The organism is Pseudomonas putida (assembly GCF_028682635.1).
Classification (GTDB): domain Bacteria; phylum Pseudomonadota; class Gammaproteobacteria; order Pseudomonadales; family Pseudomonadaceae; genus Aquipseudomonas; species Aquipseudomonas putida_AE.
On the sequence record NZ_JANHLK010000049.1, the window covers coordinates 1 to 25,836 of the forward strand.

Annotated in this window: 24 protein-coding genes; 4 read left to right on the top strand and 20 right to left on the bottom strand. The window is 60.4% G+C overall.

All coding sequences use genetic code 11. From position 1 onward, the window contains the following. Window positions 1-40: 40 nt before the first annotated feature. The 14 genes from NPS56_RS30125 to ptrR all read right to left on the bottom strand — a co-directional run bounded on the left by NPS56_RS30125 (window position 41) and on the right by ptrR (window position 15,161). Window positions 41-1,444, bottom strand: coding sequence for a DHA2 family efflux MFS transporter permease subunit (locus NPS56_RS30125; protein WP_274078026.1), 1,404 nt, complete (start codon window positions 1,442-1,444; stop codon window positions 41-43). Between the two features lie 87 nt (window positions 1,445-1,531). Continuing rightward, window positions 1,532-2,440: a LysR family transcriptional regulator gene (locus tag NPS56_RS30130; RefSeq protein WP_274078027.1), complete on the bottom strand. Its 909-nt coding sequence runs from the start codon at window positions 2,438-2,440 to the stop codon at window positions 1,532-1,534. Window positions 2,441-2,528: 88 nt separating this feature from the next. Beyond that, window positions 2,529-3,065 carry a 2,4'-dihydroxyacetophenone dioxygenase family protein gene (locus tag NPS56_RS30135; RefSeq protein ID WP_274078028.1) on the bottom strand — a complete coding sequence of 179 codons (537 nt, stop codon included), beginning with the start codon at window positions 3,063-3,065 and terminating at the stop codon, window positions 2,529-2,531. 212 nt (window positions 3,066-3,277) lie between these two features. After that, window positions 3,278-4,393: a glycerol dehydrogenase gene (locus NPS56_RS30140; RefSeq protein WP_274078029.1), complete on the bottom strand. Its 1,116-nt coding sequence runs from the start codon at window positions 4,391-4,393 to the stop codon at window positions 3,278-3,280. Window positions 4,394-4,467: 74 nt separating this feature from the next. Continuing rightward, window positions 4,468-5,238 (bottom strand): SDR family oxidoreductase, encoded by a 771-nt coding sequence (locus NPS56_RS30145; protein ID WP_274078030.1) that lies wholly within the window; start codon window positions 5,236-5,238, stop codon window positions 4,468-4,470. 58 nt (window positions 5,239-5,296) lie between these two features. Further along, window positions 5,297-6,001, bottom strand: coding sequence for an ABC transporter ATP-binding protein (locus NPS56_RS30150; protein ID WP_274078031.1), 705 nt, complete (start codon window positions 5,999-6,001; stop codon window positions 5,297-5,299). Further along, window positions 5,994-7,775 (bottom strand): ABC transporter permease subunit, encoded by a 1,782-nt coding sequence (locus NPS56_RS30155; protein WP_274078032.1) that lies wholly within the window; start codon window positions 7,773-7,775, stop codon window positions 5,994-5,996. Before NPS56_RS30155 ends, NPS56_RS30150 begins: the two co-directional genes overlap by 8 nt. A gap of 11 nt (window positions 7,776-7,786) precedes the next feature. Beyond that, window positions 7,787-8,662: a branched-chain amino acid ABC transporter permease gene (locus NPS56_RS30160; protein ID WP_274078033.1), complete on the bottom strand. Its 876-nt coding sequence runs from the start codon at window positions 8,660-8,662 to the stop codon at window positions 7,787-7,789. A 70-nt stretch (window positions 8,663-8,732) separates the two neighbouring features. Next, a complete protein-coding gene (locus NPS56_RS30165) occupies window positions 8,733-9,944 on the bottom strand; it encodes an ABC transporter substrate-binding protein (protein ID WP_274078034.1) in 1,212 nt (403 codons plus the stop codon). A gap of 346 nt (window positions 9,945-10,290) precedes the next feature. Further along, entirely contained in the window at window positions 10,291-11,631 is a 1,341-nt protein-coding gene (locus NPS56_RS30170; RefSeq protein ID WP_274078035.1) for an MFS transporter, read from the bottom strand. Window positions 11,632-11,667: 36 nt separating this feature from the next. Continuing rightward, on the bottom strand, window positions 11,668-12,600 hold the full coding sequence (locus NPS56_RS30175) for a 3-keto-5-aminohexanoate cleavage protein (RefSeq protein ID WP_110751312.1): 933 nt from the start codon (window positions 12,598-12,600) through the stop codon (window positions 11,668-11,670). Between the two features lie 96 nt (window positions 12,601-12,696). Then, on the bottom strand, window positions 12,697-13,485 hold the full coding sequence (locus NPS56_RS30180; RefSeq protein WP_274078036.1) for an SDR family oxidoreductase: 789 nt from the start codon (window positions 13,483-13,485) through the stop codon (window positions 12,697-12,699). Continuing rightward, complete coding sequence (locus NPS56_RS30185; RefSeq protein WP_274078037.1) at window positions 13,482-14,204, bottom strand: GntR family transcriptional regulator; 723 nt, start codon at window positions 14,202-14,204, stop codon at window positions 13,482-13,484. Before NPS56_RS30185 ends, NPS56_RS30180 begins: the two co-directional genes overlap by 4 nt. An 84-nt stretch (window positions 14,205-14,288) precedes the next feature. Further along, a complete protein-coding gene (gene ptrR, locus NPS56_RS30190; RefSeq protein WP_274078038.1) occupies window positions 14,289-15,161 on the bottom strand; it encodes a putrescine utilization regulator PtrR in 873 nt (290 codons plus the stop codon). Between the two features lie 100 nt (window positions 15,162-15,261). Between ptrR and NPS56_RS30195 the strand changes: the two genes are divergently transcribed. Next, the gene (locus NPS56_RS30195) at window positions 15,262-16,653 is read left to right on the top strand and encodes an aldehyde dehydrogenase family protein (protein WP_274078039.1); all 1,392 of its coding nucleotides are present in this window, start codon (window positions 15,262-15,264) and stop codon (window positions 16,651-16,653) included. A gap of 151 nt (window positions 16,654-16,804) precedes the next feature. Here NPS56_RS30195 and NPS56_RS30200 read toward each other — a convergent pair whose 3' ends face one another. Beyond that, window positions 16,805-18,049 (bottom strand): saccharopine dehydrogenase family protein, encoded by a 1,245-nt coding sequence (locus NPS56_RS30200; RefSeq protein ID WP_274078040.1) that lies wholly within the window; start codon window positions 18,047-18,049, stop codon window positions 16,805-16,807. Window positions 18,050-18,076: 27 nt separating this feature from the next. Then, entirely contained in the window at window positions 18,077-19,174 is a 1,098-nt protein-coding gene (locus tag NPS56_RS30205; RefSeq protein WP_274078041.1) for a carboxynorspermidine decarboxylase, read from the bottom strand. 270 nt (window positions 19,175-19,444) lie between these two features. Here NPS56_RS30205 and NPS56_RS30210 point away from each other — a divergent pair, with 270 nt between their 5' ends. Continuing rightward, complete coding sequence (locus NPS56_RS30210; protein WP_274078042.1) at window positions 19,445-20,191, top strand: hypothetical protein; 747 nt, start codon at window positions 19,445-19,447, stop codon at window positions 20,189-20,191. A 191-nt stretch (window positions 20,192-20,382) separates the two neighbouring features. Then, window positions 20,383-20,589: a hypothetical protein gene (locus NPS56_RS30215; RefSeq protein ID WP_274078043.1), complete on the top strand. Its 207-nt coding sequence runs from the start codon at window positions 20,383-20,385 to the stop codon at window positions 20,587-20,589. A gap of 129 nt (window positions 20,590-20,718) precedes the next feature. Here the strand turns inward: NPS56_RS30215 and NPS56_RS30220 are convergent, their stop codons facing one another. From NPS56_RS30220 to NPS56_RS30235, 4 genes are all read right to left on the bottom strand, one after another. Next, complete coding sequence (locus NPS56_RS30220) at window positions 20,719-21,273, bottom strand: nucleotidyltransferase family protein (RefSeq protein WP_274078044.1); 555 nt, start codon at window positions 21,271-21,273, stop codon at window positions 20,719-20,721. Window positions 21,274-21,308: 35 nt separating this feature from the next. Continuing rightward, window positions 21,309-22,379, bottom strand: a complete 1,071-nt coding sequence (locus tag NPS56_RS30225; RefSeq protein ID WP_274078045.1) for an NAD(P)H-dependent flavin oxidoreductase — start codon at window positions 22,377-22,379, stop codon at window positions 21,309-21,311. Window positions 22,380-22,470: 91 nt separating this feature from the next. Further along, a complete protein-coding gene (locus NPS56_RS30230) occupies window positions 22,471-23,988 on the bottom strand; it encodes a CoA-acylating methylmalonate-semialdehyde dehydrogenase (RefSeq protein ID WP_274078046.1) in 1,518 nt (505 codons plus the stop codon). A gap of 130 nt (window positions 23,989-24,118) precedes the next feature. After that, complete coding sequence (locus NPS56_RS30235; protein ID WP_274078047.1) at window positions 24,119-24,784, bottom strand: MOSC domain-containing protein; 666 nt, start codon at window positions 24,782-24,784, stop codon at window positions 24,119-24,121. Between the two features lie 114 nt (window positions 24,785-24,898). Between NPS56_RS30235 and NPS56_RS30240 the strand changes: the two genes are divergently transcribed. Then, on the top strand, window positions 24,899-25,804 hold the full coding sequence (locus NPS56_RS30240; RefSeq protein WP_274078048.1) for a LysR family transcriptional regulator: 906 nt from the start codon (window positions 24,899-24,901) through the stop codon (window positions 25,802-25,804). The last annotated feature ends 32 nt before the right edge of the window (window positions 25,805-25,836 follow it).

Sequence of the window (25,836 nt, forward strand, 5' to 3'; positions counted from 1 at the left end):
GGGTGATCCCCTGCTCGCACCCGCACAAATCCGCCATTGACTAATCCTTGGCCCGCGCACGCTGCAACACCGACTCGCCCGCCTGTGGCGACAGTCGCAGATTGTCCAGCAAGGCGATGGCCGCAATCACCGCCACACACAGGAACGCCAACTGAAAGTCGCCCGTCTCGGCGTGCCCTGGCGTGCCATGAATGTTCATGGCAAGGCGCAGCAGCAGCGCGCCGATGGCCACGCCCATCGCCATGCTCAACTGGAAGAACATGCTGAACAAGGTCGAAGCGTCGCTCATCTGCTCCTTGGGGATTTCGGCAAAGGCCAGGGTGTTGAACACGGTGAACTGCATGGAACGTGACAGGCCGCCGACGAACAGGATGAACAGGATCAGCGCCGGGCTCATGCGCTCATCCAGCAAGGCGCAGGCCGCTATCGCCAGTACGCCCAGGACGCCGTTGACCATCAGCACCGGACGAAATCCCCAACGCTGCATCACCCAGGTGGTGAAGGGTTTCATCGCCAGGTTGCCGGCAAATACCGCCAATACCAGCAGCCCCGCATCGAACGCGGAAAGACCGAACGCCAGTTGAAACATCAGCGGCAGGAGAAACGGCAAGGTGCTGATGGCGATCCGGAAAATCGAGCCGCCGCACAGGCAGACGTTGAAGGTACGAATACCGGTTACCCCCAGCGCCAAAAGTGGGTGCGCATGCCGACGCATATGTCGCCAGGCAACAACACCGAGCACCGCACCGGCACCACTCAGCGCCAGCCCTTGCAACAGATCGTCCTGGCTTTGCCCGAGCATCTCAACGCCATACAACAAGGCAGCACTGGCGATGCCCACCAGCAGGAATCCACTGAAATCGAACGCCCTGGCACTGGCGTCGTCCCGTTTGGGCAGCAGGACCAGCGCGACAATCAGGGCCAGCACACCCAAGGGTAGATTGAGGTAAAAAATCCACGGCCAGGAAGCATGGGTGACGATGAAGCCGCCCACCGGAGGACCGAGTACCGGAGCCACCAGGCCGGGCCAGGTAATGAACGAGATCGCGCGCACCAGGTCTTTTTTCTCGGTGGTACGCAGCACCGCCAGGCGCCCCACCGGTACCATCATCGCGCCGCTCATACCCTGCAGTACACGCGCGGCGACAAAGGTTTCCAGGCTATTGCTCAACCCGCACATCAACGAGGACAGGGTGAACAACACGATCGCCGAACAGAATACCCAGCGCGTACCAAAGCGATCGGCCAACCAGCCGCTGATGGGAATAAACACCGCCACCGCGAGCATGTAGGCGCTCATGCCAATGTTAAGGTCCACCGGCGCGACGCCAAACGTCCTGGCCATATCGGGCAACGCCGTAGCGATCACCGTGGCGTCGAGGTTCTCCATGAAGAACGTGACGGCTACCAGCAGAGCAATCCATGTTGAGCGGCGTTGAGACATTGGTCATTCCAGTTCGGCCAGGTCATTGCTCGACACTGTACAACAGACAGGGCGCTGAACCTCCTGCTTCAGCACCCGAGGCTGGGCTCACATACCTACTTTCCAGGGATGCTGGCGCCACTTGTCCTGGAAGAACTCGATGAACACCCGGATGCGTGGGCTGAGGTGTTTTCTATCTGAATACAGCAGATAAATCGGTTCAATGATGCCCGACTTGAATTCCTCCAGCAGTGGCACCAGTGTGCCGGCCTTGACGTCGAGCCCAACGTGGTAATCGGCAAGCTTGACCACACCGGCCCCCGACAGGGCCATGTCCCGCAGAAGATCGCCTTGGGTGAAAGACGCGCTCGGCGTCACGGGCACCGAAACCCCCTCTCCATCCTGAACAAACGACCACTTGTTCCACGGGCTGACAAAGCTGAAGTTAAAGCATCTGTGGTTCAAAAGATCCGCTGGAACAGCGGGTACACCCTTCTCGGCCAAATAGTCGGGCGAGGCGCAAATCAGCCATTCACACTCCCCGATCCGCTTGGCGACACGTGAAGAACTGGGCAGCACTCCGCTGTGGATAGCGATATCGAGCCCCTGTTCAAAATGGTCGACAAACTGCGCGCCCAACTGAATTTCAACATCGAGCGATGGATACAGATCCAGGAACTCGGGAAGCCAGGGCACTATCTGATGCTTGGCAAAAGAGGTCATGGTATGGATTCGCAGCGTCCCACTCACCCTTGAGGGTAAACCTTCAGCCAGGGAGTCCGCCTCGTTCATGGCTTCGACAACTGCCTTGGCACTGCGCAGGTAAGCAGCCCCCTCCTCCGTCAGCGTCAGAACGCGTGAGCCTCTCTGGAAAAGCCGGACCTGCAACCGGTCTTCCAGCCGAGAGATCAACTTGCTCACTGCTGACGGGGTAATTTTGTGAACCCGGGCAGCCGCCGAGAAGCTGCCACATTCGGTAGACCAGATAAACGCGAGTAGCTGAGAGTAATTGTCCATCCCTTATCCTAACGTAAATCAAGCCGATTCATGCGCCTTGGACGGCCAAGAAAAAACGCGCCGAAGCGCGCTTTTAATGCCATCCGGATTAGCGGATGAACTGCTCGATATAGTCGTCCGGCAAACCCAGGGACTTGTAATGATCGCGCGCGGCTTCAAGCTTGGTGAAAACGTCCTCGTAGCCTACCGCGACACCCTGAGGATCAACGTAGGTGTAACCGCCCTGGACGTGGAACCAGGTGATCATTTCTTCAACGTCCTCGGGCACGAAAAGCGTGTGGGTTTCACCCGGCGGCTCGTAGGCAAAGGAACCTTCTTCCGCCATCCAGTCATGCTCCAGATAGTACCAGCGGCCCTTGAGCACGATTGCATGCACGCCGCCGCTATGGCGGTGACGAGACAGCACGCCGGCCTGCCGCACCCGCAGAAGGTTGATGTAGTAGCCACCGCTGGTATTGAGTAGCAGAGGCTTGAACGAAACGGTCTTGGTGACCGGCACCCACAGCTCGTCATCTTCCAGCCATTGGGTCATGACGCCCGGGTGAACCATGTCTGGCGTCATGAACGGAACCTGGGGCAACTGGTACGGAATCGCTAGCTCATCGGGCTTGGCGGGAGTATTCATTTTTTTGGGGCCTCACAGTTTTGGTGTCACGAATTTCAGTGCGGTGATTGCGCCCTGATTTCGGCTGATTCAAAGGTTATGGCAGTGGTCCCACAGTGAAAATAGCTACATTTTCAAACCAGCTGTGACGCACGGTCATAGGGATTTGCAGGGGGCACGCTCGTAAAAAAGGGGATCCGAAGATCCCCTGAAGATTGCGATTACTTGATAACTCACAGGGCGCAGGACGTTGCGTTGGTCAAGCGTGAACCGATGTTGTCAGCCTTCGCCAAACCACCTACGAGGCGCTCGTGGTCCAAGGGTGGGTGCATGTTTTTCGCGTAGGCAGCCGACAAGGTGGCTTCAACGATGGTGTTGATCTGCACCGTAGTCAGCGGCACGTCCTGACCCAATTGCGCGAACGTGACGGGCAGATTCACGGCATGCAGCAGTCGGGCGACCTTGTCGATCTCGTCGACAGGACGCCCCTCCACGGCCATCTGCACCAACGTGCCGAAGGCAACCAGTTCTCCGTGAAGCATCGAGGCCATGGCGGGGATGGCGGTCAAGCCGCGAACCAGCGCATGGGACAACGACAACCCGCCGCTTTCAAAACCCACGCCACTGAGCAACACGGTGCCCTCGACGACCCGCTCAACATCGTCATTGACCTCGTTACGGCACACCGCCTGGTAAGCCGATACGCCGTATTGCATGAGCGTGTCGAACACCAGGTTTGTCAGCATCAACGCGGTATGCAGCGCAGGTGTTCCGAAAGAGTTGTTGCCCCCCGCGAAATGGCATTGGTGGGCTTCGAATTTCTTGCTGATGGCGTCACCAATACCGGCGGCAAAAAAACGCGCCGGCGCCTGGGCGATGACATGGGTATCGACGATGACCGCCGAGGGGTTCATCTTCAGGTACTCCACCCCCACCACCTTGTGGTCTTCATCGTAGAGCACGATCAGCCGACTGGTGGGCGCGTCACTCGATGCAATGGTTGGGCAGACAATGATCGGGACGTCGAGATTGACAGCCAGTCCCTTGACCGTGTCAATCGTCTTCCCCCCACCCAGCGCAATGATGGTGTCAGGCGAATGGATCGAGGCTTGCCCGGACAGCTGGGCAATGGCTGCGTGTGTACATTCGCCCGGAAACTCGATGTGCAACGGTTTGAAGCCATGCCTGTGCAAGGCATCGCTCACCTGCGGCCATAAATGCCTGGCGACAAAGTCATCGCACACCACCAGAGGACGAGTGCGCCCCATGTCGGTCAGTATTCTGCCCAACTGTTTCAACGCCCCCGGGCCTTGCTCGTAGCGCCCTGGGAACCCCATTGTCTTGACCATGATCGACGTTCTCTAAACCAGTGATTACCGCTTGAAACCGAGTGATCAAACCCGTTGTTCTTGACCTTGCACGGTCAGCGCATCAGCCATCCACCCGCCACATCGACGACCTGCCCCGTAATGAAATCGCTTTCCTTCGAGGTGAGGAAACACGCCGCCCTGGCGACCTCAAGCGGTGTTCCCAGACGACGCAACGGCGTCTCGTCGACAACCGCCTGGTTGGCCTGCGCCGAAACGGTTTTCAGCAACGGGGTTTCGATCCGCCCGGGCGCCAACGCATTCGCGGTGATGCCGTACGGGCCCAGTTCACCAGCCAGATGACGGGTAAAACCGATGATGGCCGCCTTGGTAGCGCTGTAGTGAGCCGCCACAATCGGCAAGAATGCGCTGCCCGCCACCGAAGACATGTTGACGATGCGACCGAAGCGGCGCTCCACCATGCCAGGCGTTAAAACCCGGACCAGGTTGAAGGAGCCATTGAGGTTGATATTGACCACCCGCTGCCATTCCTCGGGAGCCATTGTCCAGATCGGCGCGGGAGCGCCGTCGTGCTTGGGCGAGATACCGGCGTTATTGATCAAGGTATCGATGGCGCCCAGCTCACTGCTCAAACGGGCACAGGCATCAGCGCACGCTTGATAATCCGCCACATCGGCTGTTGCCCAACCCACCGTATAACCCGCTTCTCGCAGCAGGCCGGCCTGCTGCTCGACCTTCGCTGCATCGGCATCGACCAGGGCGACCGCTGCGCCTTCCTGGCAATACAACTCGGCGATGGCAGCGCCAATACCGCCGCCTGCCCCGGTGACTAAAACGACGCGCCCGAAGTGTCTGGAATTTGTCATAGCCTGTTCTCGTCTTTTGTTGTGGGTTTAACAAGTGTCCCGATGCGGGTCCGCCTCATCAGAGGCCCAGGTAGGCGCGCTTGACGTGGGGGTTATCGAGAAGCTCCTGCCCGGTGCCGCTGAGCACCACTTCGCCGTTTTCCAGCACATAACCGCGATGGGCGATACGCAGGGTATGGACGATGTTCTGCTCGACGATCAGCACGGTCGTGCCCAATTCCAGGATCTTGTTGATGATCTCGAAAACCTGTGAGACCAGCAGGGGTGACAAGCCCAGGGAGGGTTCGTCGAACATCAACAGCTTGGGCTCGGCCATCAGGCCCCGGGCGATGGCGACCATTTGCTGCTCGCCTCCCGAGAGTGTCCCGGCGTTCTGATCCAGGCGCTCGCGAACCCTGGGGAAGAGATCCAGGACATCGTCGAGACGTTTTTTGTAGCCTGCACGCGCACTGCGCTTGTAGGCGCCCATCAACAGGTTGTCGCGCACGCTGATGAACGGAAACAACTGGCGCCCTTCCGGTATCAGCGTGAGGCCGGCATCGACAATCTGATCCGGTCGATTGCCGTCTATGCGTTGCCCTTCGAATTCGATCGTGCCCCTGGTGGGAGTGACGATGCCGCACAGGCTGCGCAAGGTCGTGGTTTTACCCGCGCCATTCGCACCGACGATGGTGACCACCTCACCGGCGTTAACCTCGAAAGAAACGCCACGGAGAATTTCAGTACCGCCGTATCCGCAATGGATATTGTCGAGTTTAAGCATGGCTGTACTCCTTGCCGAGATAGGCTTCGATCACCTGCGGATCGCTGATGACATCCTTCGGTGCACCCTCCATGAGCAGAGTCCCGGAGCTGATGACGATGATGCGGTCCGACAGGCTCATGGTCGCCTGCATCAGGTGTTCGATCATCAAGACGCTGACACCGGAATCGCGGACCCGGCGAATAACGGCGATCGCCCTGGCCACATCCGTTGGGTTGAGCCCGGCCATCACTTCGTCCAGCAACAGGATCCGCGGACGGGTTGCCAGGGCGCGTGCCATTTCAAGTCGCTTCATCCCGCCGACGGTCAGGTTGCGCGCCCGGGTGTCCAGTAGGCTCGTGAGTTCGGTCAATTCAGCGACTTGCACTGCGATCGCCCTCGCCTCCCTGGCATCCGCCGTGTGCATGAATGCACCGAGCATGATGTTTTCGCAGACACTCAGATCAGCGAAGGGCTGGACAATCTGAAAGGTGCGCCCGATGCCGGCCTTGGCAAACTCAGCAGGGCTACCCGGGGTAATCCATTGGCCATTGCGCAGGCGAACCTTGACCTGCCCTTTGGAGGGCAGCAGGAAACCCGAGAGCTGATTGAACACCGTGGTCTTGCCCGCGCCGTTGGGCCCGATCACCCCGACAATTTCGCCTTCGGCCAGGCTCAGCGACACATCGTTGGTCGCGTGCAGCCCACCAAAGAACTTGTGCAGGTTTTCCGCCACCAGAATGGGCTCGCCGCGCTTTACCGTTTGCGGTTCTGGCACCTGGGATTCAACGACTCTGGTAGTTGGCACAACCGGCCGACGTCCACCGGGCAAGGCGTCGATCCAGCCGAACACACGCGCCCCGAATCGCCCCACCAGACCCTGGGGAATCGTCAGCACCACAACGACCAGCACAATCCCGTAGACCAGGCCGTGAACACCACTGCCCATATCGCCAAGCCAGCCGCGCGCGAGTTCTGCCAATGGCAATACCAGCAAGGTACCGATCAACGGACCCGAGACAGTGCCCAGGCCGCCGATCAGCGCAAACATGGCGATCTGAATCGACATGTCCAGCGAGAACATTGAGCCGGGCTCGATAAAGGTCAGGTACATCGCATGGAAACTGCCCACCAGGCTGGTGAGGAATGCCGACAGGACGACCGCTATCAGCTTGACCTTGACCGAGTTCACGCCGACCGCATGCGCGGCGTCTTCACGCTCGCGAACCGCAATCAGGTAATAACCCAATCGCGAGTTCTTGATCTTCCAGGACACCGCCAGGGTAATGATCAGGAAGCCAAAGGCGATCAGCAAATAGGGCCAGCGCGGCCGAAACAGCATCCACTCGACACCCAGTTTGAGCGGTACGCCCAAGCCTGCCGCGCCACCCGTCACGTCATGTTGATTGATGGCCATCAACCGCACGACTTCCAGTACCGCAATCGTCGCCAGGGCAAAAAACGGCCCGCGCAACCTGAAGCAAGGCCAGCTGATCAACACGGCCACGATTGACGACAGGCACGCCCCCACCAGCATCCCGATCCAGGGACTCACGCCCAACTTGATCATCAGCAGCGTGCTGGTGTAAGCCCCGACTCCGTAAAACACCGCATGCCCCAGCGAGAGTTGACCGGCAAAACCTCCGACAATGTTCCAGGCACTCGCGAGCGCCGCATAACTGCAAATCAGGATGAACAAGTGATAAACGAAGGGGGAGCCAACCGTGAGTGGAATGACCAATAACAAGGCCAGGACCAATACGCTGACATAGACCCGCGGATGCAGAATATTCATGAACATTTTCCTTATTCAGACCCGCGACCGGCGCCGAAAAGACCCGTCGGACGGAACACCAGGATGCCGAGGAAGATCGAGAAATAGACGACTTCCTTGAGGTCCGGCGCAATGTAGTAACCCGCCAGGCTGTCGACGATTCCGATCAACATCGAGCCCACCAACGCTCCGGACAGACTGCCGAGGCCGCCGAGTACAACGATCACGAATGCGGTCAAAACGAAGAAGGTCCCTACCGTAGGGAAGACCGGGTACTGGGGCGCGATAAGGCCCGATGCGACACCCAGGCAGGCACAGCCCAGACCGAATGCGAAGATGTAGATCTTCTTCACATTGACGCCCATCAACTGCGCCGCATTACGATGTTGCGCGGTGGCCCGGACAGCTCGGCCCAGGAAGGTGTTTTGCAGGAACCAGTGCAACCCGGCGACCAGCACCAGGGACATCGCGAAGGTGATCAACTGACCGCTGCTTGCGCGAAAGGCGCCCAGGCTGACAGTGCCGGTGCCGAAGCTGACGTTCTGCACCGTCATGACGTCCGCGCCGAAGACCAACAGCGCGCCATTCATCAAGGCGATCGAGACACCCACTGTCGCGAATATCTGGATATGCCCTTCGGCGCTGAGCAAAGGCTGAATAATGAACCGCTGCATCGCGGCGCCAGCGGCAAACAAAAGGATCGTTGTGGGAATGATCGCTACGTAGGGGTGAATCCCGAAGTGAGCGTTCAGCAGATACACCGCATACAGGCCTATCATCAAGAACTCGCCATGGGCGAAATTGACCACCCTGACAATTCCGAAAATAAGCGTCAGGCCTATGCTGATGATGGCCAGCGTGCCACCGAGCAACAGGCCGTTCAAAAGAAGCTGGATGAAAATTTCCACGGTTTGCGCCCTCCCGCGAGCGAACGAATCCGTGAAGCTCAACTAACGAGCTTCAACTGGATTACAGGCTTCAGGGTTGATCGGAAAAACGGGCTTTGGCCACGGCCGCAGCTTCAGGGTAAACGGTTTTCAGCACCCCGCCCTGCCACTGCATGATTGCCGTATCGGCTCGCAGGTTTTGCCCGTTATCACCGAACCTGGCGCCGATGCCTGCAGCTGTTCCACCGACGGGAATGTCCACACTCGCAACAGAGGCACGAATCGCATCGGCGTCCAGCGACTGGCTTTGTTCCATGGCGTCGAGGAAAACTTTCGCACCGACATAGTTGATCAGACTGTGGCCTGAACGCGGCTCACTGCCAAAACGTTCCTTGTAGGCCTTGGCGAACGCGCCGATACCTGGAGCGCCCTTTTCATTGGTTTGAAACTGAGGAAAGTCCACGTCCAGGATGCCTTCCATATTTTCGGCACCCACTACCGCAACGGTGTCCTGCATGGAATACCCACCGCCCGCACCAACCACTGCCTTGGGCTTGAAACCGGCCTCACGGATCTGGCGGAAAAACAGGGTCGTGTCGTTCTGGTAGCTGGTCTGCAATACAACGTCCGCCTGCGCACCTTTCAGGCGAAGAATGAGCGACGAGAGGTCCACGGCCTTGGCCGAATACGGAAGCACCTCGACCACGTTCAGCCCTTGTTCTTGTGCGAGTTTTTTCTGGAACCCGGCGATGGTCGTGCCATACAGCGCGTCCTCATGGATGATGGCAATCTTGAGTTGCTTGGGGTCGATCTTGAGGGACGGCGCTACGATTTGAGTAACCGCGGTGATGGTCCCTTCAGCGAAATTCCTCGCGGTTGGATTGCTGCGCATTACGTATTTGAGGTCACGCTCGGTGATGGTGTCGGAGACCGCACCGAGTTCGAAAAACGGCACGCCGGCGATTTCGGTGACCTGCGTAGCGGCGAACGATAGGGCCGAGGAATAACTGCCGAACACCGCGGTGACATTTTCAACAGAAGTCAGCTTTCGGGCGGCACCCACAGCTTGCCCTGCGTCAACCGCATCGGCCTTGAGCAATTTGATCTGCTCGCCTTTCAAGCCTCCCGCCGCGTTACGTTCTGCAACCGCTATTTCCAGGCCGCGGTAGCTTTCATCGCCGAGCAGAGCCAGGGAACCACTGAGGGGATAGAGCGCACCGATCTTGATGTCCGCATGAGCGGCGATTGAAGTACTCAGGGAAAGCACGACACAGGCGGTTTTAACCCAGTTTTTTGTACTCATTGTTATCTCCTGGTTTGGCGTCAGCGCACTGGGCCACCCATAGCTGGATTATCTTTTTATTGTCCCGACGGGTGATCAGGTGCCAAGCACTGACCACCTCAGGTTTACCGGCGGCTCCAGAACGCTCGGAGCGTTCGAAACCACCGTTGTGAAGATTAAGGCTCGGCGAGATTTGATGGATATAGCTAGAAAATCACACCAGCTTTGAATTTTTGGCACAGGTCGATGGGGGAACCTACAACCAGGAACGACGCTCCCGTCCATAAATACAAAACGCCCGATTCGGAGAATCGGGCGTTAGGGTGAAACAGGTGTAAACCTATTCGGGTCTAGGCACAGATGGCACTCATACCGGCTGGCGCCGACCGTGCAGCCGCTGTTTATCCACCTTCTGCTCATGACCCTGGCGCAGTCGCAGCGCTGCAATCGCCGCAAGCACCAGGATGATCGCCACGACCTTCATCCCGTTCATGGCATTGCCGGTGCTTTGCTCGATCAAGCCCATCACCGAGGGGCCGACGAAACCGCCCAGCAGGCCGCACGAGTTGACGAACCCCAGGCCTCCCGCGAGCGCGGCGCCCTTGAGACGCGAAGCCGGGTAGAGAAAGATGATCGACTGCACGACGAAGAACATCACCGCCGAGATGCAGAAGCCCAGCAGGCTGATCACCGGTCCCGCCAGCGAGGCGATTCCCAGTCCCGCGGCCATGGTCAGCAGACCCGCTACCAGTATCTGCCGGGACCGCGCCGGCGTGGTGGCGAACCGGGGCAGTGCAATGGCGCCCGCCGCTGCCGCCAGCCAAGGCAGGGAGGTCAGCAAGCCGATCTGCAAAGTGCTCAGGTCGCCGTATTTGCCGATGATGCCGGGCAGGAAAAAGATCACCGTGTAGATGGTGATCTGGTGACAGAAGTAGACCAGGATCGCCAACAGGATCTGCGGGGTCAGGCATTGCTTGAGCGAGTGACCACCGGCACCGGCGCCCTCCTCCTCTTCCGCGGCCAATTGCTGCTCGATCTGCCGGGCTTCGGTGGCGCTCAGCCACGGCGCCTTGCTGGGACGGTCCGGCAGTTTTTTCCACACCACCATGGCGAAGAACACCGCCGGCAAACCCTCGAGCATGAACATCCACTGCCAGCCACGCCAGCCCCAGACTCCGTCCAGCTGCATGAGCACAGCGCCCAGTGGCCCGCCAATGATGTTGGCGAAACACACGCCCAGCAGAAAGTAGCCGGTCGCCCGGGCCCGTTGTTCCCGGCCGAACCAATACGTCAGGTAGAGCATGACGCCAGGGAACAGGCCTGCTTCGGCGATGCCCAGCAACAAGCGCAACACGTAGAACGAAGTTTCGCCCTGGACGAACGCCATCGCCGCGGAGATCAAGCCCCAGGTGACCATGATTCGCGCAATCCAGAACCGCGCGCCGACCTTGTGCATGATCAGGTTGCTGGGCACTTCCGACAGTGCGTAGGTGAGGAAGAACAACCCGGCACCCAGCCCGTAGGCGGCGGCTGAAATGCCCAGGTCGACATCCAGGTGATGCTTGGCCAACGCGATGTTGGTGCGGTCGAGAAAGCTCAGCACGTAGGCCGCAATCAGCAACGGCATGAGTTTTACAAACATCAGCTTGTTCAACGTCGCCGAATCGCGGGGTTCGGAAAGCGCGTCAGTTCTATTTATTATTGTCATCGGACTAACCTTTTCGAGTGTTCGAGAAGTGCGAAGTTAGAAATCGACCTGGTCCTTGCCCTTGAGGTCGAGCATTTCCCGCGCTTCATCCGGGGTTGCCACACGCCCGCCCAGGGCTTCGATCACCGTGCGGATGCGCTTGACCTGATCAGCGTTGGACGCCGCCAGCTTGCCCGGGCCGTCCCACAGCGAATCCTCGAGGCCGACGCGCACATGGCTGCCCATCGACAGGCCCATGGTGCCCAGCGGAATCTGATTGCGCCCGGCGCCGAGAATCGACCATTGGTACGCGTCGCCGAACAGACGGTCGGCGGTACGGCGCATGTGCGCCAGGTCTTCTGGATGGCCACCGATGCCGCCGCGCAGACCGAACACCGACTGGATGAAAATCGGCGCCTTGAGCAACCCGCGCTGCAGGAAGTGCGCGGCGGTGTAGAGGTGGCCGATGTCGTAGCACTCGATTTCAAACCGGGTGCGGTTCTCGGCACAGGCGTTGAGTATATGGGCGATGTCGCGGAAGGTATTGCGGAAGATCCGGTCGTCACTCTCGGCCAGGTATGGGCGCTCCCAGTCGTGCTTGAACTCGGTGAAGCGATCGAGCATTTCGTACAGCCCGAAGTTCATCGACCCCATGTTCAGCGAGGCCAGCTCGGGCTTGAGCTGCGCCACGGGCTGCAGGCGTTCTTCCACGCCCATGGTCGGCGCGCCGCCGGTGGTGATGTTGATCACCACATCGCTCTTGGCCTTGATCTGCGGCAGGAACTGACGAAACAGGTCGACATCCTGGCTCGGCCGGCCATCGATGGGATCGCGGGCATGCAGGTGGACAATCGAGGCGCCGGCCTCGGCGGCACCGATGGCGGCATCGGCGATTTCCTGCGGCGTGATCGGCAGGTGCGGCGACATCGACGGTGTATGGATGGCGCCCGTGACGGCACAGGTGATGATGATCGGGCGTTTTTTGGACATGAGTGTTCTCCGTTCTTGTTCTTGACGAGAAAGTTCTTGGGGGGTCACTCGACGCGGAACGTGTCCGGTCGTTGTTGCGATCAGGGGTCGAGGGGCCTACAGGTACTCGACGTTGCCATCCACACTGATGGCCTGGCCGGTCACGTTGCGTGCGGCGGGTGAACAGAGGAACAGCGCCATGGCGGCAACGTCCTCGGCGGTGACCATGCGTTTGAGCGAGATCTTCTTCAGGTACTCCTCGCGCATCTCGGCTTCAGGCACGTTCATCTGCTCGGCGCGGGCGCGGATCACACCGTCCATGCGCGGGCCTTCGACGATGCCGGGCAGCAAGGCGTTGACGCGGATGTCGCTTTCGCCAAGCTCGGACGCCAGGGATTTCATCAGGCCGATGATGGCCCACTTGGTCGCGGCGTACGGGGTGCGCCAGGCGTAACCCAAACGGCCGGCAACTGACGCGATGTGGATCAGGTGCGCGTTGGGTGATTCTTTAAGCATTGGCACCGCGTGATGCGCAAATCGGTATTGGCCAGTGAGGTTGATGTCGACGGTGCGCTGCCACTCCTCGTCGGTGATCGCGTCGATCCCGGCGGTCGGGCCCGCGATGCCGGCGTTGTTGACCAGCACATCCAGACCGCCGAACTGTTCGCGCTGCACCTTGAACACCGCTTCGATCTGCGCCGGGTCACCCACATCTGCGCGGGTGGCCACACTGTCCGGGTACCGATCGCGGAACGACGCCAGGGCCGCTTCGCTGACGTCACACACATGCACCTTGGCACCGGCTTCCATGTAGGCCGCCGCCAGCACTTCGCCGATCCCGGCGGCTCCGCCGGAGATCAGGACGCGCAGGCCGGTGTAGGGAACCAGTCGGTTGAGAACGCTCATGCTTTTTTTACTCCAGAGACAGGCGACCGTTTGCTGTCGCTCTTGACGATCAGGCGCGCCAGGGAGTCGGCGGCCTGCATGATGTCGTCGGTGACCGCCGCCCGGGCCGCTGCACCGTCACGCGCGGCCAGGGCCTCGACGATGCGGTTGTGCGCTTCCATCGAGCGCTGCAGGTGCGCCTTGTCGGGGGCGACCAGCGCAAAGCAGGGGCCCATGTGCAGCCAGAAATTCTCCACGGCAGCGACGGTCAGCTCGGCCTTGGCCACCGCATAGATGCGCCGGTGGAAAGCGAAGTTGGTCCACAGGTAACGGGCCACGTCGACGCTGTCGGCAGCCTGCTGCATCTGGTCGCACAGGTGGCTGATGTCCTTGAGGTCGGTGTCGTTGAGCAGGATGACCGCTTTTTCGGCCAGCAGGCCTTCAAGCGCTACCCGGGCGTCGCGAATCTCGCGCAGGCGTTCGGGAGTCATCATGCGCACACGCAGGCGGGAGGTTTCGGTGACTTCGAAGGCGTTCTCGGCACTCAGGCGGTTGAGCGCTTCACGCACCGGCATCGGGCTGGAGCCGAGGGCCTCGGCCAGACCGCGGATGGTCAGCTTCTGGCCCGGCTGGAAGCGGCCGCTCATCAGCGCTTCGCGGATCTGCCGGTAGACCTGGTCCTGCAGGGTATCGCGGGAAACCTGGCGCATGGTGGGCAGGAGGATCGGTTGATCTGTCATGAGTGAGCTCACATTGGACGTTCTTATGGGTCCAATATGTGATCACAAATAACATATGTCAAATTTTTTCTGGTGTGCGCCCGACTAATCCGTCACTTCACACCGCTCCTCCAGCAACCGCACGAACATGGTCAGGCTCTGCGACACCGTGCCCCTGCGCCATACCAGCCAAGTGCGCAAATAGCGGAAAGACTCCGACAACGGCCAGACGCTGACCGTGCTGCATCCGGGCATGCTTTGCAGCATGCTGCGCGGCATCAGGGCCAGGCCGGCGCCGGCGCTGACGCAGGCGAGCATGCCGTGATAGGACTCCATTTCGAAGATCTTGCCCGGCACTGCCGCGTCCTTGGCGAACCAGCTTTCGAAGTGGTGGCGGTAGGAGCAGTTGGAGCGGAAGGCGTAGATGTTCTCGCCGTTCACATCCCGCGCGCGATGCACCGGGCTGTGGTTGAGCGGTGCAATCAAGACCATTTCTTCTTCGAACGCCGGTACGCCCTCCAGCGCCGGGTGCAGCACCGGGCCATCGACAAAAGCGGCGGTCAGGCGGCCCGCCAGCACCCCGTCGATCATGGTCCCGGAGGGCCCGGTGGACAGGTCCAGCTCGACCTTGGCGTACTGCTGGTTATAGGCCGCCAACAGCGCGGGAATCCGCACCGCCGCGGTGCTCTCCAGCGACCCCAGGGGAAAGGTGCCCTGGGGTTCTTCGCCCGCCACCGTGGCACGGGCTTCCTGGACCAGGTCGAGAATCCGCCGCGCGTAATCGAGGAAACTCCATCCGGCCGGCGACAGGCGCAGGCGGCTTTTTTCGCGGATGAACAGGTCCACGCCCAGGTCCTGTTCCAGTTGCTTGATCCGCGTGGTCAGGTTCGAAGGCACACGGTGGATGTGCTGTGCGGCCACGCTGATGCTGCCGTGCTCGGCGACAGCCTTGAAAATCTCGAGCTGAACCAGGTCCAATGCATTCTCCAAACGTGAACATATCGCTCATTATTATTCAGTTTCAAGAAAACATACAGCACCGTAACCTGAGCACATTCCCACCCCGCAGGACGGTGCCATGACCCACGTATCCAGCCTTACCCACGCCATTTCGATCAACCCGACTACCGGTGAACAGATCGGCCACTACCCTTTCGAATCCGCCGAGGCATTGCAGGCCGCCCTGGCGCGCTCTGCAGCCGGGTTCCGTGTCTGGAGCCGCCAACCGGTGGCACAACGCGTGCAACGCCTGCTTGCCCTGGGCCAGGCATTGCGCGATAACGCCGAGGCCATGGCGCGCATGATCACCCTGGAAATGGGCAAGCCGATCGCCCAGGCCCGCGGTGAAATCGAAAAATGTGCGCAGCTCTGCGGGTGGTACGCCGAGCACGGCCCGGCCATGCTTAGCGCCGAACCGACCCTGGTCGAAGGCGGCAAGGCACGCATCGAATATCGCCCGCTGGGCCCGATTCTCGCGGTCATGCCGTGGAACTTCCCGATCTGGCAAGTGCTGCGCGGTGCGGTGCCGACGCTGCTGGCCGGCAACACCTACGTGCTCAAGCACGCGCCGAATGTGATGGGCAGCGCCTACCTGCTGCGGGACGCGTTCAATAAGGCCGGCTTTGCCGAAGGTGTCTTCGAGGTGATCAACGTCACGCCGGACGGTGTTTCCACGGCGATTGCCGACCCCCGCATCGCCGCCGTCACCCTGACCGGCAGCGTGCGCGCCGGCATGGCCATTGGGGCCCAGGCCGGTGCAGTGCTGAAGAAGTCGGTCCTGGAACTGGGCGGCTCCGATCCGTTCATCGTGCTCAACGATGCCAACCTCGACGACGCCGTCAAGGCGGCCGTGATCGGGCGTTACCAGAACACCGGGCAAGTCTGTGCGGCGGCCAAGCGGTTGATTGTCGAGCAAGGCATTGTCGAGGAGTTCACCCGCCGCTTTGTCGAAGCCACACGCCAATTGGCTGTCGGCGATCCGCTGTCCGCCGAAACCTATATCGGCCCGATGGCCCGCTTCGATCTGCGTGACGAACTGGATCAACAGGTGCGCGACACCCTCGAGGAAGGCGCGACCTTGCTGCTGGGTGGCCAGAAAGCCGAGGGCCCGGGCAACTTCTATGAGCCCACGGTGCTGGCTGGCGTGACTGACCAGATGACCTCGTTCAAGCAGGAGCTGTTTGGCCCGGTGGCCTCGATCATCACCGCCCGCGACGCAGCGCATGCGCTGGAGCTGGCGAACGACAGTGAGTTCGGTCTGGCTGCCACCATCTACAGCGGTAACGTCGAGCAGGCCGAGCAGATGGCCAGCGAGCTGGAAACCGGCGGGGTCTTCATCAATGGCTACTGCGCCAGCGACCCGCGCGTGACCTTCGGTGGGGTGAAGAAAAGCGGGTTCGGTCGCGAGCTATCGCACTTCGGCGTGCGCGAATTCTGCAATGCGCAGACGGTGTGGCTGGATCGCCACTGATCCGCCAAAAGATCGCAGCCTGCGGCAGCTCCTACATTGACTCGGTATCGGCAAAATCCCTGTAGGAGCTGCCGCAGGCTGCGATCTTTTGATCTTGTCTTTGATACAAAAACGCCGCTCAATGAGCGGCGTTTTTTTCGTTTGAAATGCCTCAGGCGTTGCAGTCCCACGCACGGTCGCCGTGCTCGTCCTTGATGCGGGTCGGCAGGCCCATCACGTCCAGCGCCTTGAGGAACGCCTCGGCTGGCAGCTCCTCGACGTTGACCATGCGCTGCACGTCCCACTCGCCGCGAGCTACCAGTAGCGCTGCAGCCACCGGTGGTACGCCGGCGGTGTAGGAAATGCCCTGGCTGTCGGTTTCGGCAAAGGCTTCCTCGTGATCCGCGACGTTGTAGATGAACACTTCGCGTGGCTTGCCATCCTTGGTGCCCTTGACCAGGTCACCGATGCAGGTCTTGCCGGTGTAGCCAGGGGCCAGCGAGCTCGGATCAGGCAGTACGGCCTTGACCACTTTGAGCGGCACGACTTCCAGGCCTTCGGCGGTCTTGACCGGTTGCTCGGAGAGCAGGCCAAGATTCCTGAGCACGGTGAACACATTGATGTAGTGCTCGCCGAAGCTCATCCAGAAGCGCACGTTGGGCACGCCGAGGTTCTTCGACAGCGAGTGCACTTCGTCGTGACCGGTCAGGTACAGGTTCTGCGAACCTACTACCGGCAGGTCGTCGGTGCGCTTGACTTCGAACATGGTGTTGCTGGTCCACTGGCTGTCCTGCCAGCTCCACACCTGCCCGGTGAACTCGCGGAAATTGATTTCCGGGTCGAAGTTGGTGGCAAAGTACTTGCCATGGGATCCAGCATTGACGTCGAGGATGTCGATCGAATCAATGCTGTCGAAATACTGTTGCTTGGCCAGGGCCGCATAGGCGTTGACCACGCCCGGATCGAAGCCCACGCCAAGAATGGCGGTAACGTTCTTTTGTTGGCATTCCTCGAGGTGTTTCCACTCGTAGTTGCCATACCAGGGCGGCGTTTCGCAAATCTTGCCCGGTTCTTCGTGAATGGCGGTGTCCAGGTAGGCCACGCCGGTATCGATGCAGGCGCGCAGCACCGACATGTTGAGGAAAGCGGAACCGACGTTGATGACGATCTGCGATTCGGTTTCGCGAATCAGCTTCTTGGTCGCCTCGACGTCCAGGGCATTGAGGGTGAATGCCTTGATTTCAGCGGGCTGTTTGAGGCTGCCCTTGGCCTTGACGCTGTCGATGATGGCCTGGCATTTGGAGATGTTGCGCGACGCGATAGCAATACGACCGAGTTCGTCGTTGTGCTGCGCGCACTTGTGGGCCACCACCTTGGCGACACCTCCTGCACCAATGATAAGTACGTTCTTCTTCAATTTTTCTCTCTCTCCTTCTCAGCCAGCTTACGAGAGGCTGGACATATAGTCGTTGTAACCGAACTCACGAACCACCTCGACAGTACCGTCGAGTTGTTTCACTACGATGGACGGCATTTTCAGGCCGTTGAACCAGTTCTTCTTGACCATGGTGTAGCCCGCGGCGTCGACGAACGACAGGCGGTCGCCAATGGCCAGTGGGCGATCGAACTGGTACTCACCGAAAATATCCCCGGCCAGGCAGGATTTGCCGCACACCATGTAGGTGTGCTCACCCGCGCTCGGGGCCAGCTTGGCGTTCAGGCGGTAGATCAGCAGGTCGAGCATGTGCGCTTCGATGGAGCTGTCCACGACCGCCAGGTGCTTGCCGTTGTAGAGGGTGTCGAGCACGGTGACTTCCAGCGACGCACTCTGGGTAATGGCCGCTTCGCCCGGCTCCAGGTACACCTGCACGCCGTACTTCTGCGAGAACGCCTTCAGGCGCGCGCAGAACTCATCCAGTGCATAGCCTTCACCGGTAAAGTGAATACCGCCACCGAGGCTGACCCATTCGACCTTGTGCAGCAGATGGCCGAAACGCTCTTCGATGGTGCACAGCATCTGGTCGAACAGGCCGAAGTCGCCGTTCTCGCAGTTGTTGTGGAACATGAAGCCGGAGATCTGCTCGATGACCTGCTCGATCTTAACCGGGTCCCACTCGCCCAGGCGGCTGAACGGGCGTGCCGGGTCGGCCAGCAGGTAATCGGAGCTGCTCACCTGGGGGTTGACCCGCAGACCACGGACCTTGCCTGCAGATGCTTCAGTGTAGCGCTGCAATTGGCCGATGGAGTTGAAGATGATCTTGTCGCAGTTGTCGAGCATCTCCTCGATTTCGTCATCGGCCCAGGCGACGCTGTAGGCGTGGGTCTCGCCGGCGAACTTCTGGCGGCCGAGCTTGAGCTCGTAGAGCGACGACGAGGTGGTGCCATCCATATACTGCTGCATCAGGTCGAACACCGACCAGGTGGCAAAGCACTTGAGCGCCAGCAAGGCCTTGGCCCCGGACTGTTCACGCACGTAGGCAATCTTTTCCATGTTGCCCAGCAGCTTTTGCTTGTCGATGAGGTAGTACGGCGTTTTGATCATTTCGAGGCCTCCGGCAAGGCCAGCCAAAAAAAGGATGCGCATTGTGCCCGCACTGGGCACAGATCGAAAGAGCAGAAGCGCAGTTCGTCGGACAGGATTCCTCTGACGACCCCGCAACATCGCACCTGCACGCGACAAAAAGATGACGTCAAGGCGAAATGCCATCTTTTTTTCGTTCGCTCCGACGACCGGTCTAACGTCGCACCAAAACCGACTATTGTTGTTAGTGACAGGTCCACCACGGACCGGTACTGCGCTGATGGAGTTCTCATGAATAGAACCAGTCTTGCTGCTGTTGTCACTTCCCTGCTTGCGGGTCTCGCCCCGCCAATCACTAGCGCAACACCTTCCCAAGCGCCTGTTTTTGCCGTCGGGCTGCTGGGAAGCTATAGCGAACTGGAGTTCTCCGGCCGTGGAACCACCAGTACAGAGCATATCCCCGAGGCGGGCCTGTTCCTCAACTTCGGCAACAAGATGACCGGCGGGCCCGGCCTTGTGTATCAGGCGGAAATCACCGGTCAGTACTCTGAAGAAAAGCATCAGCGCGTCAGCGATGGCCAGGCCGACCTGGACCTGGGCTGGAGGCTGGCTTTGGATACCGAGAATTTTTTAGACGTTTTGATCGGAGCGGGCTATAAGTGGAACCGTTATGACCCGGACTTCAACAGGTACGACATCAACCTCACCAATCGCACCCCCTTCGCTAAATTGGCGCTGGGCTACAACCACGCCTTCAGCAATTCGACTTTGCGCCTGGAAGCAGGGGTTCGGCAGGTTATTGACGGCGACTCGCGGTTGGAAATCAACGATGTGGGCAACCAGGAACTGGACCTTGAAGACACCACCAATCCTTTTGTCGAGCTGAGTTGGCTGTTCAACCAGCAAGGATCGGTTCCCGTGATTGCAAGCCTTTACTTCAACCGGTACGAATATGAAACGGACGGTCAGTTTCAGTTCACAGACTTCGATAAACAGACCCGAGACGAGTATGGCGCGAAGATAGGCATCGTGTTCTGACCCGATGCCAACCGTGCCCATAACCTTTCGTCGCAAATGAAATCGCACAGGGTGAAACCCGGCCTTCTCTGGCGTGGGGATTGCACCGGCCCGCGTTAGCCGTCGCGAACGACATAAAACTGACGCGACGGCCATCCAATCAACGCTAAAGGACTCCAGCAATACGCTTGGTCAGTCACCGGAGATGTAACGTGTCAACTCTCAACGAAATCGCAGCGAACCACGCGAGAATGGCTAAGGCAAAGGAACAAGAGTCGACCGGACTGAGCGAGCGACAGCTGCATATTGTAGGAAGCTTTGAAATTGTCACCCCTGTGGAGCAACCGCATGTGCCCCTGCACCTCGTCGCAGCGGCCCAGGACAACAGCCTCGCACAGGTAACGGCCTTCGTAGCCTGAGGCCCAATCGCGTGCGGATGTACCGAATCTACTGTAGGAGCTGGCTTGCCAGCGAAGAGGCCCGAAAGGTCAATGCACCCTTCGAGACCGCCTTCGCTGGCAAGCCAGCTCCTGCAGGGGCGCGTTGTCTTACACAATCTTCAACCACGGCCAGCGAGCCTGATAACTTTTCGCCTTCTGTTCAAACAGCTCAGGCCTGGGGTTTGCCGGGTTGATGCGCAGCACGCCCTGGTCGACATCCGCCAGGCCATAGGGGGCATAGACCTCGCCGGTGGCGACATCCAGGCCGATACAGGTGCCCGCCACCAGGTAGCGATCAACCCCGTCCCTGGCCGAATCAAGCCTCGGATAATTCCCACCAAAGCGCTGCTCGTACCAAAGGTGCACGCGCGCCTGATTCTTGAATTCAACATTGACCCCCAGGTCCTCGAACAGCGGTCGAGCCCGGTGTATCACCTCGTTCTCGGCCTCCCAGGACAGGTCCGTGTCAAAGTAAAAAACGTCGTAATCCTTCACGCCCCAGCCAGGATCCCGTTGCGCCTTTGCATTCCATACCGCCTGGAACAGGCAGCCTGCCGTGAGCAGGCATTGATCCAGGCCAAGCCCAGGCAAGCGTGAAATCAATTGCGCGTTGATCGGGTTGGTCATTGCGATGCCGACCAACCTTTCGGCCGTCAATGTCATGGTTCATCCCTTGGAAACCGATTCAGTCCTGTCGCCTAAGTTACAACAAAACCATGACCGGATTGCATCTCGGCCACCAGCAACTCCACCAACGCCACAGCCGGTAGTTCCCGCGCCAGCGGTGCGCCCTGCCCGGCCCATTGCACGGCAAAATCGCTATTGCCCCGGGTCGCTGCTGCGACATTGAGCGCCTTGTTGGCGTCATAGGTGAGCGGGTAGTCCGGCAAGACGATGCCTGGCACCTCGAGGCTGGTGAAGTTTCTATTGACCATGCCCCGGGCCGGGCGGCCGGAGATGACGCTGGTGACGCGCGTCTGCTGCGCCCGCGGCCCTTTGAGCGCTTCACGGTAGGCGCCGTTCGCGGACGACTCCGGGCAGAGAATGAACGCCGTGCCCAGTTGCGCGGCACTGGCACCCAACTGCATGACGGCGTTGATGCCGGCACCGTCCATGATGCCGCCCGCTGCGATCACTGGCAGCCGGCAGGCATCGACCAGGACCCGTACCAGGGCCAGGATGCCCATCTGCACATCCTGCTGCGGATCGAACACCCCACGATGCCCGCCGGCCTCGTACCCCTGAGCCACCAGTGCATGCACACCCGCGTCCTGCGCCGCCTGCGCTTCGGCCAGGCTGGTCACGGAGCACAGCAGCAGGATGCCAGCCGCCTTGAGTGCATCGATGGCCGCTTGTCCGGGCAGGCCAAAATGGAAGCTGACCACCGCCGGCTTTTCCTCCAGCAGCATCTGCAGCATCCCGGCATCTTCGACGAACGAGGTGTAGATTTCCCGCAGCGCCCCGGGTGCCGTGGCGCCAAACTCGGCGAAAAAACCTGCCAGAAACTGCAGCCACTGCGCTTCCCGCACGGCGTCCCGGACTGCGGGCTGGTGGCAGAAAACATTCACGTTGAAGGGCTTGCCGGTCTGTGCCGCCGTCTCGCGCAGCATGACCCGCGCCTGCTCGACAGTGCTCGCGCCAATGCCGATGGAACCCAACCCGCCCGCATTGGACACCGCCGCCGCGAGCCCGGGGGTGGAGACGCCCACCATCGGCGCTTGAATGATCGGCAGTTCGATCTGCAAAAGGGACAACAGAGGATTGGACATGGCAGCACCTGAACCTGATAAATGAAAGTGGACGCTGGAGCCAGGGGCAGCGTGCAAGCCTCGCCTGCACGCCCTCCAACTCGAAAAATGCCTACTTTGAAGTCGGCATGGCAAACTCGGCGCCCTTGGCAATGCTGTTCGGCCAGCGCTGCATGACCGACTTTTGCTTGGTGTAGAACCGCACACCCTCTTCGCCATAGGCGTGCACATCACCGAACAGCGAGCGCTTCCAGCCACCGAATCCGTGCCACGCCATCGGCACCGGAATCGGCACGTTGATGCCAACCATGCCCACCTGGATGCGGGTCGCGAATTCACGGGCGATGTGACCGTCGCGGGTGTAGCACGCGGTGCCGTTGCCGAACTCATGGGCATTGACCAGATCGACCGCCTCGGCAAAATCCTTGACCCGCATGCAGGCCAGCACCGGACCGAAGATTTCCTCCTTGTAGATCTTCATCTCGGGGGTGACATGGTCGAACACCGTGCCACCCAGCCAGAAGCCCCCGGCGCAATCGGCACCGGCCTGCGAGCCGTCAAAGCCGCGGCCGTCGACCAGCAGCTCGGCGCCTTCAGCGATGCCTTGCTCGATGTAGCCGGTGATGCGCTGAAGCGCCGCTTGCGAGACGATCGGGCCCATTTCGGCGGCCAGGTTCATGCCCTCGAGGATCTTCAGGGTGCGGGTGCGCTCCAGCAGTTTCGGCATGACCTTGTCGGCCACGTCGCCAACAAACACCGCCACCGAGATCGCCATGCAGCGCTCGCCGGCAGAACCGAAGGCGGCACCGATCAGCGCGTCGACCACCTGGTCGACGTCGGCATCGGGCATCACCACCATGTGGTTCTTCGCCCCGCCCAACGCCTGGACGCGCTTGCCGTGGCGAGCCCCGGTCTCGTAGATGTAGTTGGCGATCGGCGTCGAGCCGACGAAGCTCACGGCCTTGACTTCAGGGTGGTCGAGCAGCGCATCCACGGCTTCCTTGTCGCCCTGCACCACATTGAACACGCCGTCCGGCAGCCCGGCTTCCTTGAACAGCTCGGCGATCAGCAACGCCGGTGATGGATCGATCGGGCTCGGCTTGAGCACGAAGGTGTTCCCGCAGGCGATGGCCACCGGGAACATCCACATCGGCACCATCACCGGGAAGTTGAACGGCGTGATGCCGGCCACCACGCCCAGGGACTGGCGCAGGGTCCAGTTGTCGATGTTGGTCGAGACCTGCTCGGTGTAGTCGCCCTTGAGCAGTTGCGGGATACCGCAGGCGAACTCGACGACCTCGATGCCGCGCGTCACTTCGCCCTGGGCATCGGTGAAGACCTTGCCATGTTCGGTGGTGATCATCCGCGCCAGGGTGTCGCGGTGCTCGTTCAGCAGCGCGAGGAACTTGAACAGGATGCGCGCGCGGCGCAGCGGCGGCGTCGCCGACCAGGCCGGGAATGCGCGGGCGGCGGACTGCACCGCGGCGTCGACGTCAGCAGCGCTGGCAAGGGCCACCTTGCCGATCACCGAACCGGTGGCAGGGTTGGTGACGGACTGCGAGCGACTGGAAGTGCCGGGCGTCAGGCGACCGTGAATGTAGTGTGCGATGTCTGCAGGCTGGGTGCTCATGGCGGGTGTCCCCTGGTGGTGGATAAGAGCCATCTCTTGTTGTTGTCAGGCCGGGGCCGTAGCGCTCCCGACATGGCCAAGGTAGGCCCGCCGATAAATCATGTAAAATGATGATTAATGATCTTATGGATCATATTTTATGAAGCAGCCACTTCGCCCGTTCACCCAGGCGGCGCTTCCAGTCCGCGGCGAGGCCGTGGCTCGCCGCCAGCGCCAGCAGATCGTCGATCACCGGCCGGTGCGACAGTTGCACCTGCCAGAACTGGTCGATGGAAAAGCGTTCGTCATGCCGTTCCAGCAGTTCGATACGGTCCCCCGCTTCCAGGAATCCCGGCTCAAGCACCCGGTAATACCACCCCGTGATCCGCTCCCGGGCGACGAACATGGACATGTGTTCGGCGGCAAAGCGATGGTTGATTTTCCAGCACGGGCTGCGTGGCTGGGACACCTGCAACACGCTGCTGCCGACGCGAAACACGTCGCCGATGTGCACGTTGAGTTCAGAGAGCCCGAACGCGGAAATGTTCTCCCCCAGGCTCCCCGCGACCAATTGCCCGGCACTGGGCACAAACGCCTGCGCCAGACGCGGGTAGTTTTGCGCCGCATACTGATGCACCGCCTTCTCCGGGCCACCGTGCACCCGGGTGTCGCCGTGCTGGTCGCCGACGATCCCGTGCAACTCCACGCGTACGGAGCCAGCGCGGCGTTGCTTGAAGATGCCGGTACGCTGCCCTTCGGGTTCCAACACCCCCAGGCCGCCGGCGAAGACATGGTCAATTTTCGAAGTCAGTGTCATGGGTCGACCTTCAATAAATACCGGGTTTGGGCCACTTTACTAATCAGCGGAAAAGCCCGTAAAGTGATCAATAAGTATGTCAACAATCACTTTTAAAGATGGGTGGTGACAATCATGGAAATGCGCCAACTGAAGATATTCTGCGCCGTGGCCGAGCTGGGCAGCTTCACCGCCGCCGCGTTGCAGGTGAACACGGTGCAGTCCAACGTCACCATGCGCGTCAAGGAACTGGAAGCCGAACTCAATCGCGAGCTGTTCATCCGCAAGAAGTCCGGGGTGGTGCTCACGTCGGCGGGCGAGACGTTCCTCGGCTACGCGCGGCGCATCCTGCAACTGACCGACGAGAGCCGCAGCGCCCTGATGGACACCGGCAGCCCGACCGGCCTGCTGAGGCTGGGCTCGATGGAAACCACTGCGGCCATTCGCTTGCCGCAAGTGCTGACCAAATACCGCGAGCAGTTTCCCCAAGTGCAGTTGTCGTTGCTGACCGGCACCACGGTCGAGCTGATCAAGGCGATCGAAGCCCATCGCCTCGACGGTGCCTTTGTCGGTGGCTTCCACCAGAACTCGGCGCTGGCCCAGGAAGAAGTGTTTTGCGAAGAGTTGGTGCTGGTCAGCAGCAACCAGTTCGAAACGCTGCCGGCGCTGATCGAGAAAATGCCCCAGCAGACCGTGCTGGTGTTCCGCACCGGCTGCTTCTATCGCTCGACCCTGGAAAACTGGTTCTACCAGGTGGGCCTGGTGCCGAACCAGATCATGGAACTGGGCACCCTCGATGGCATCCTCTCGTGCGTGGCCGCGGGCATGGGTGTGACCCTGCTGCCCAAGGCCATCGCGGAAAATTGCAGCGTGCGCCATGCCATCCGCTGCCACACCCTGCCGCCGGAGTTCGCCAATGTCTCCACGGTGTTCATCCGCCGCAACGACACGATGATCACCTCGGCCATGAGCGCCTTCATCGGCCTGGCGCAACAGCAGATCGCGCGACCACAAAGCAATGCCTTGCGCAACCCCCTGTAGGAGCTGACTTGCCAGCGAAGAGGCCCGCAAAC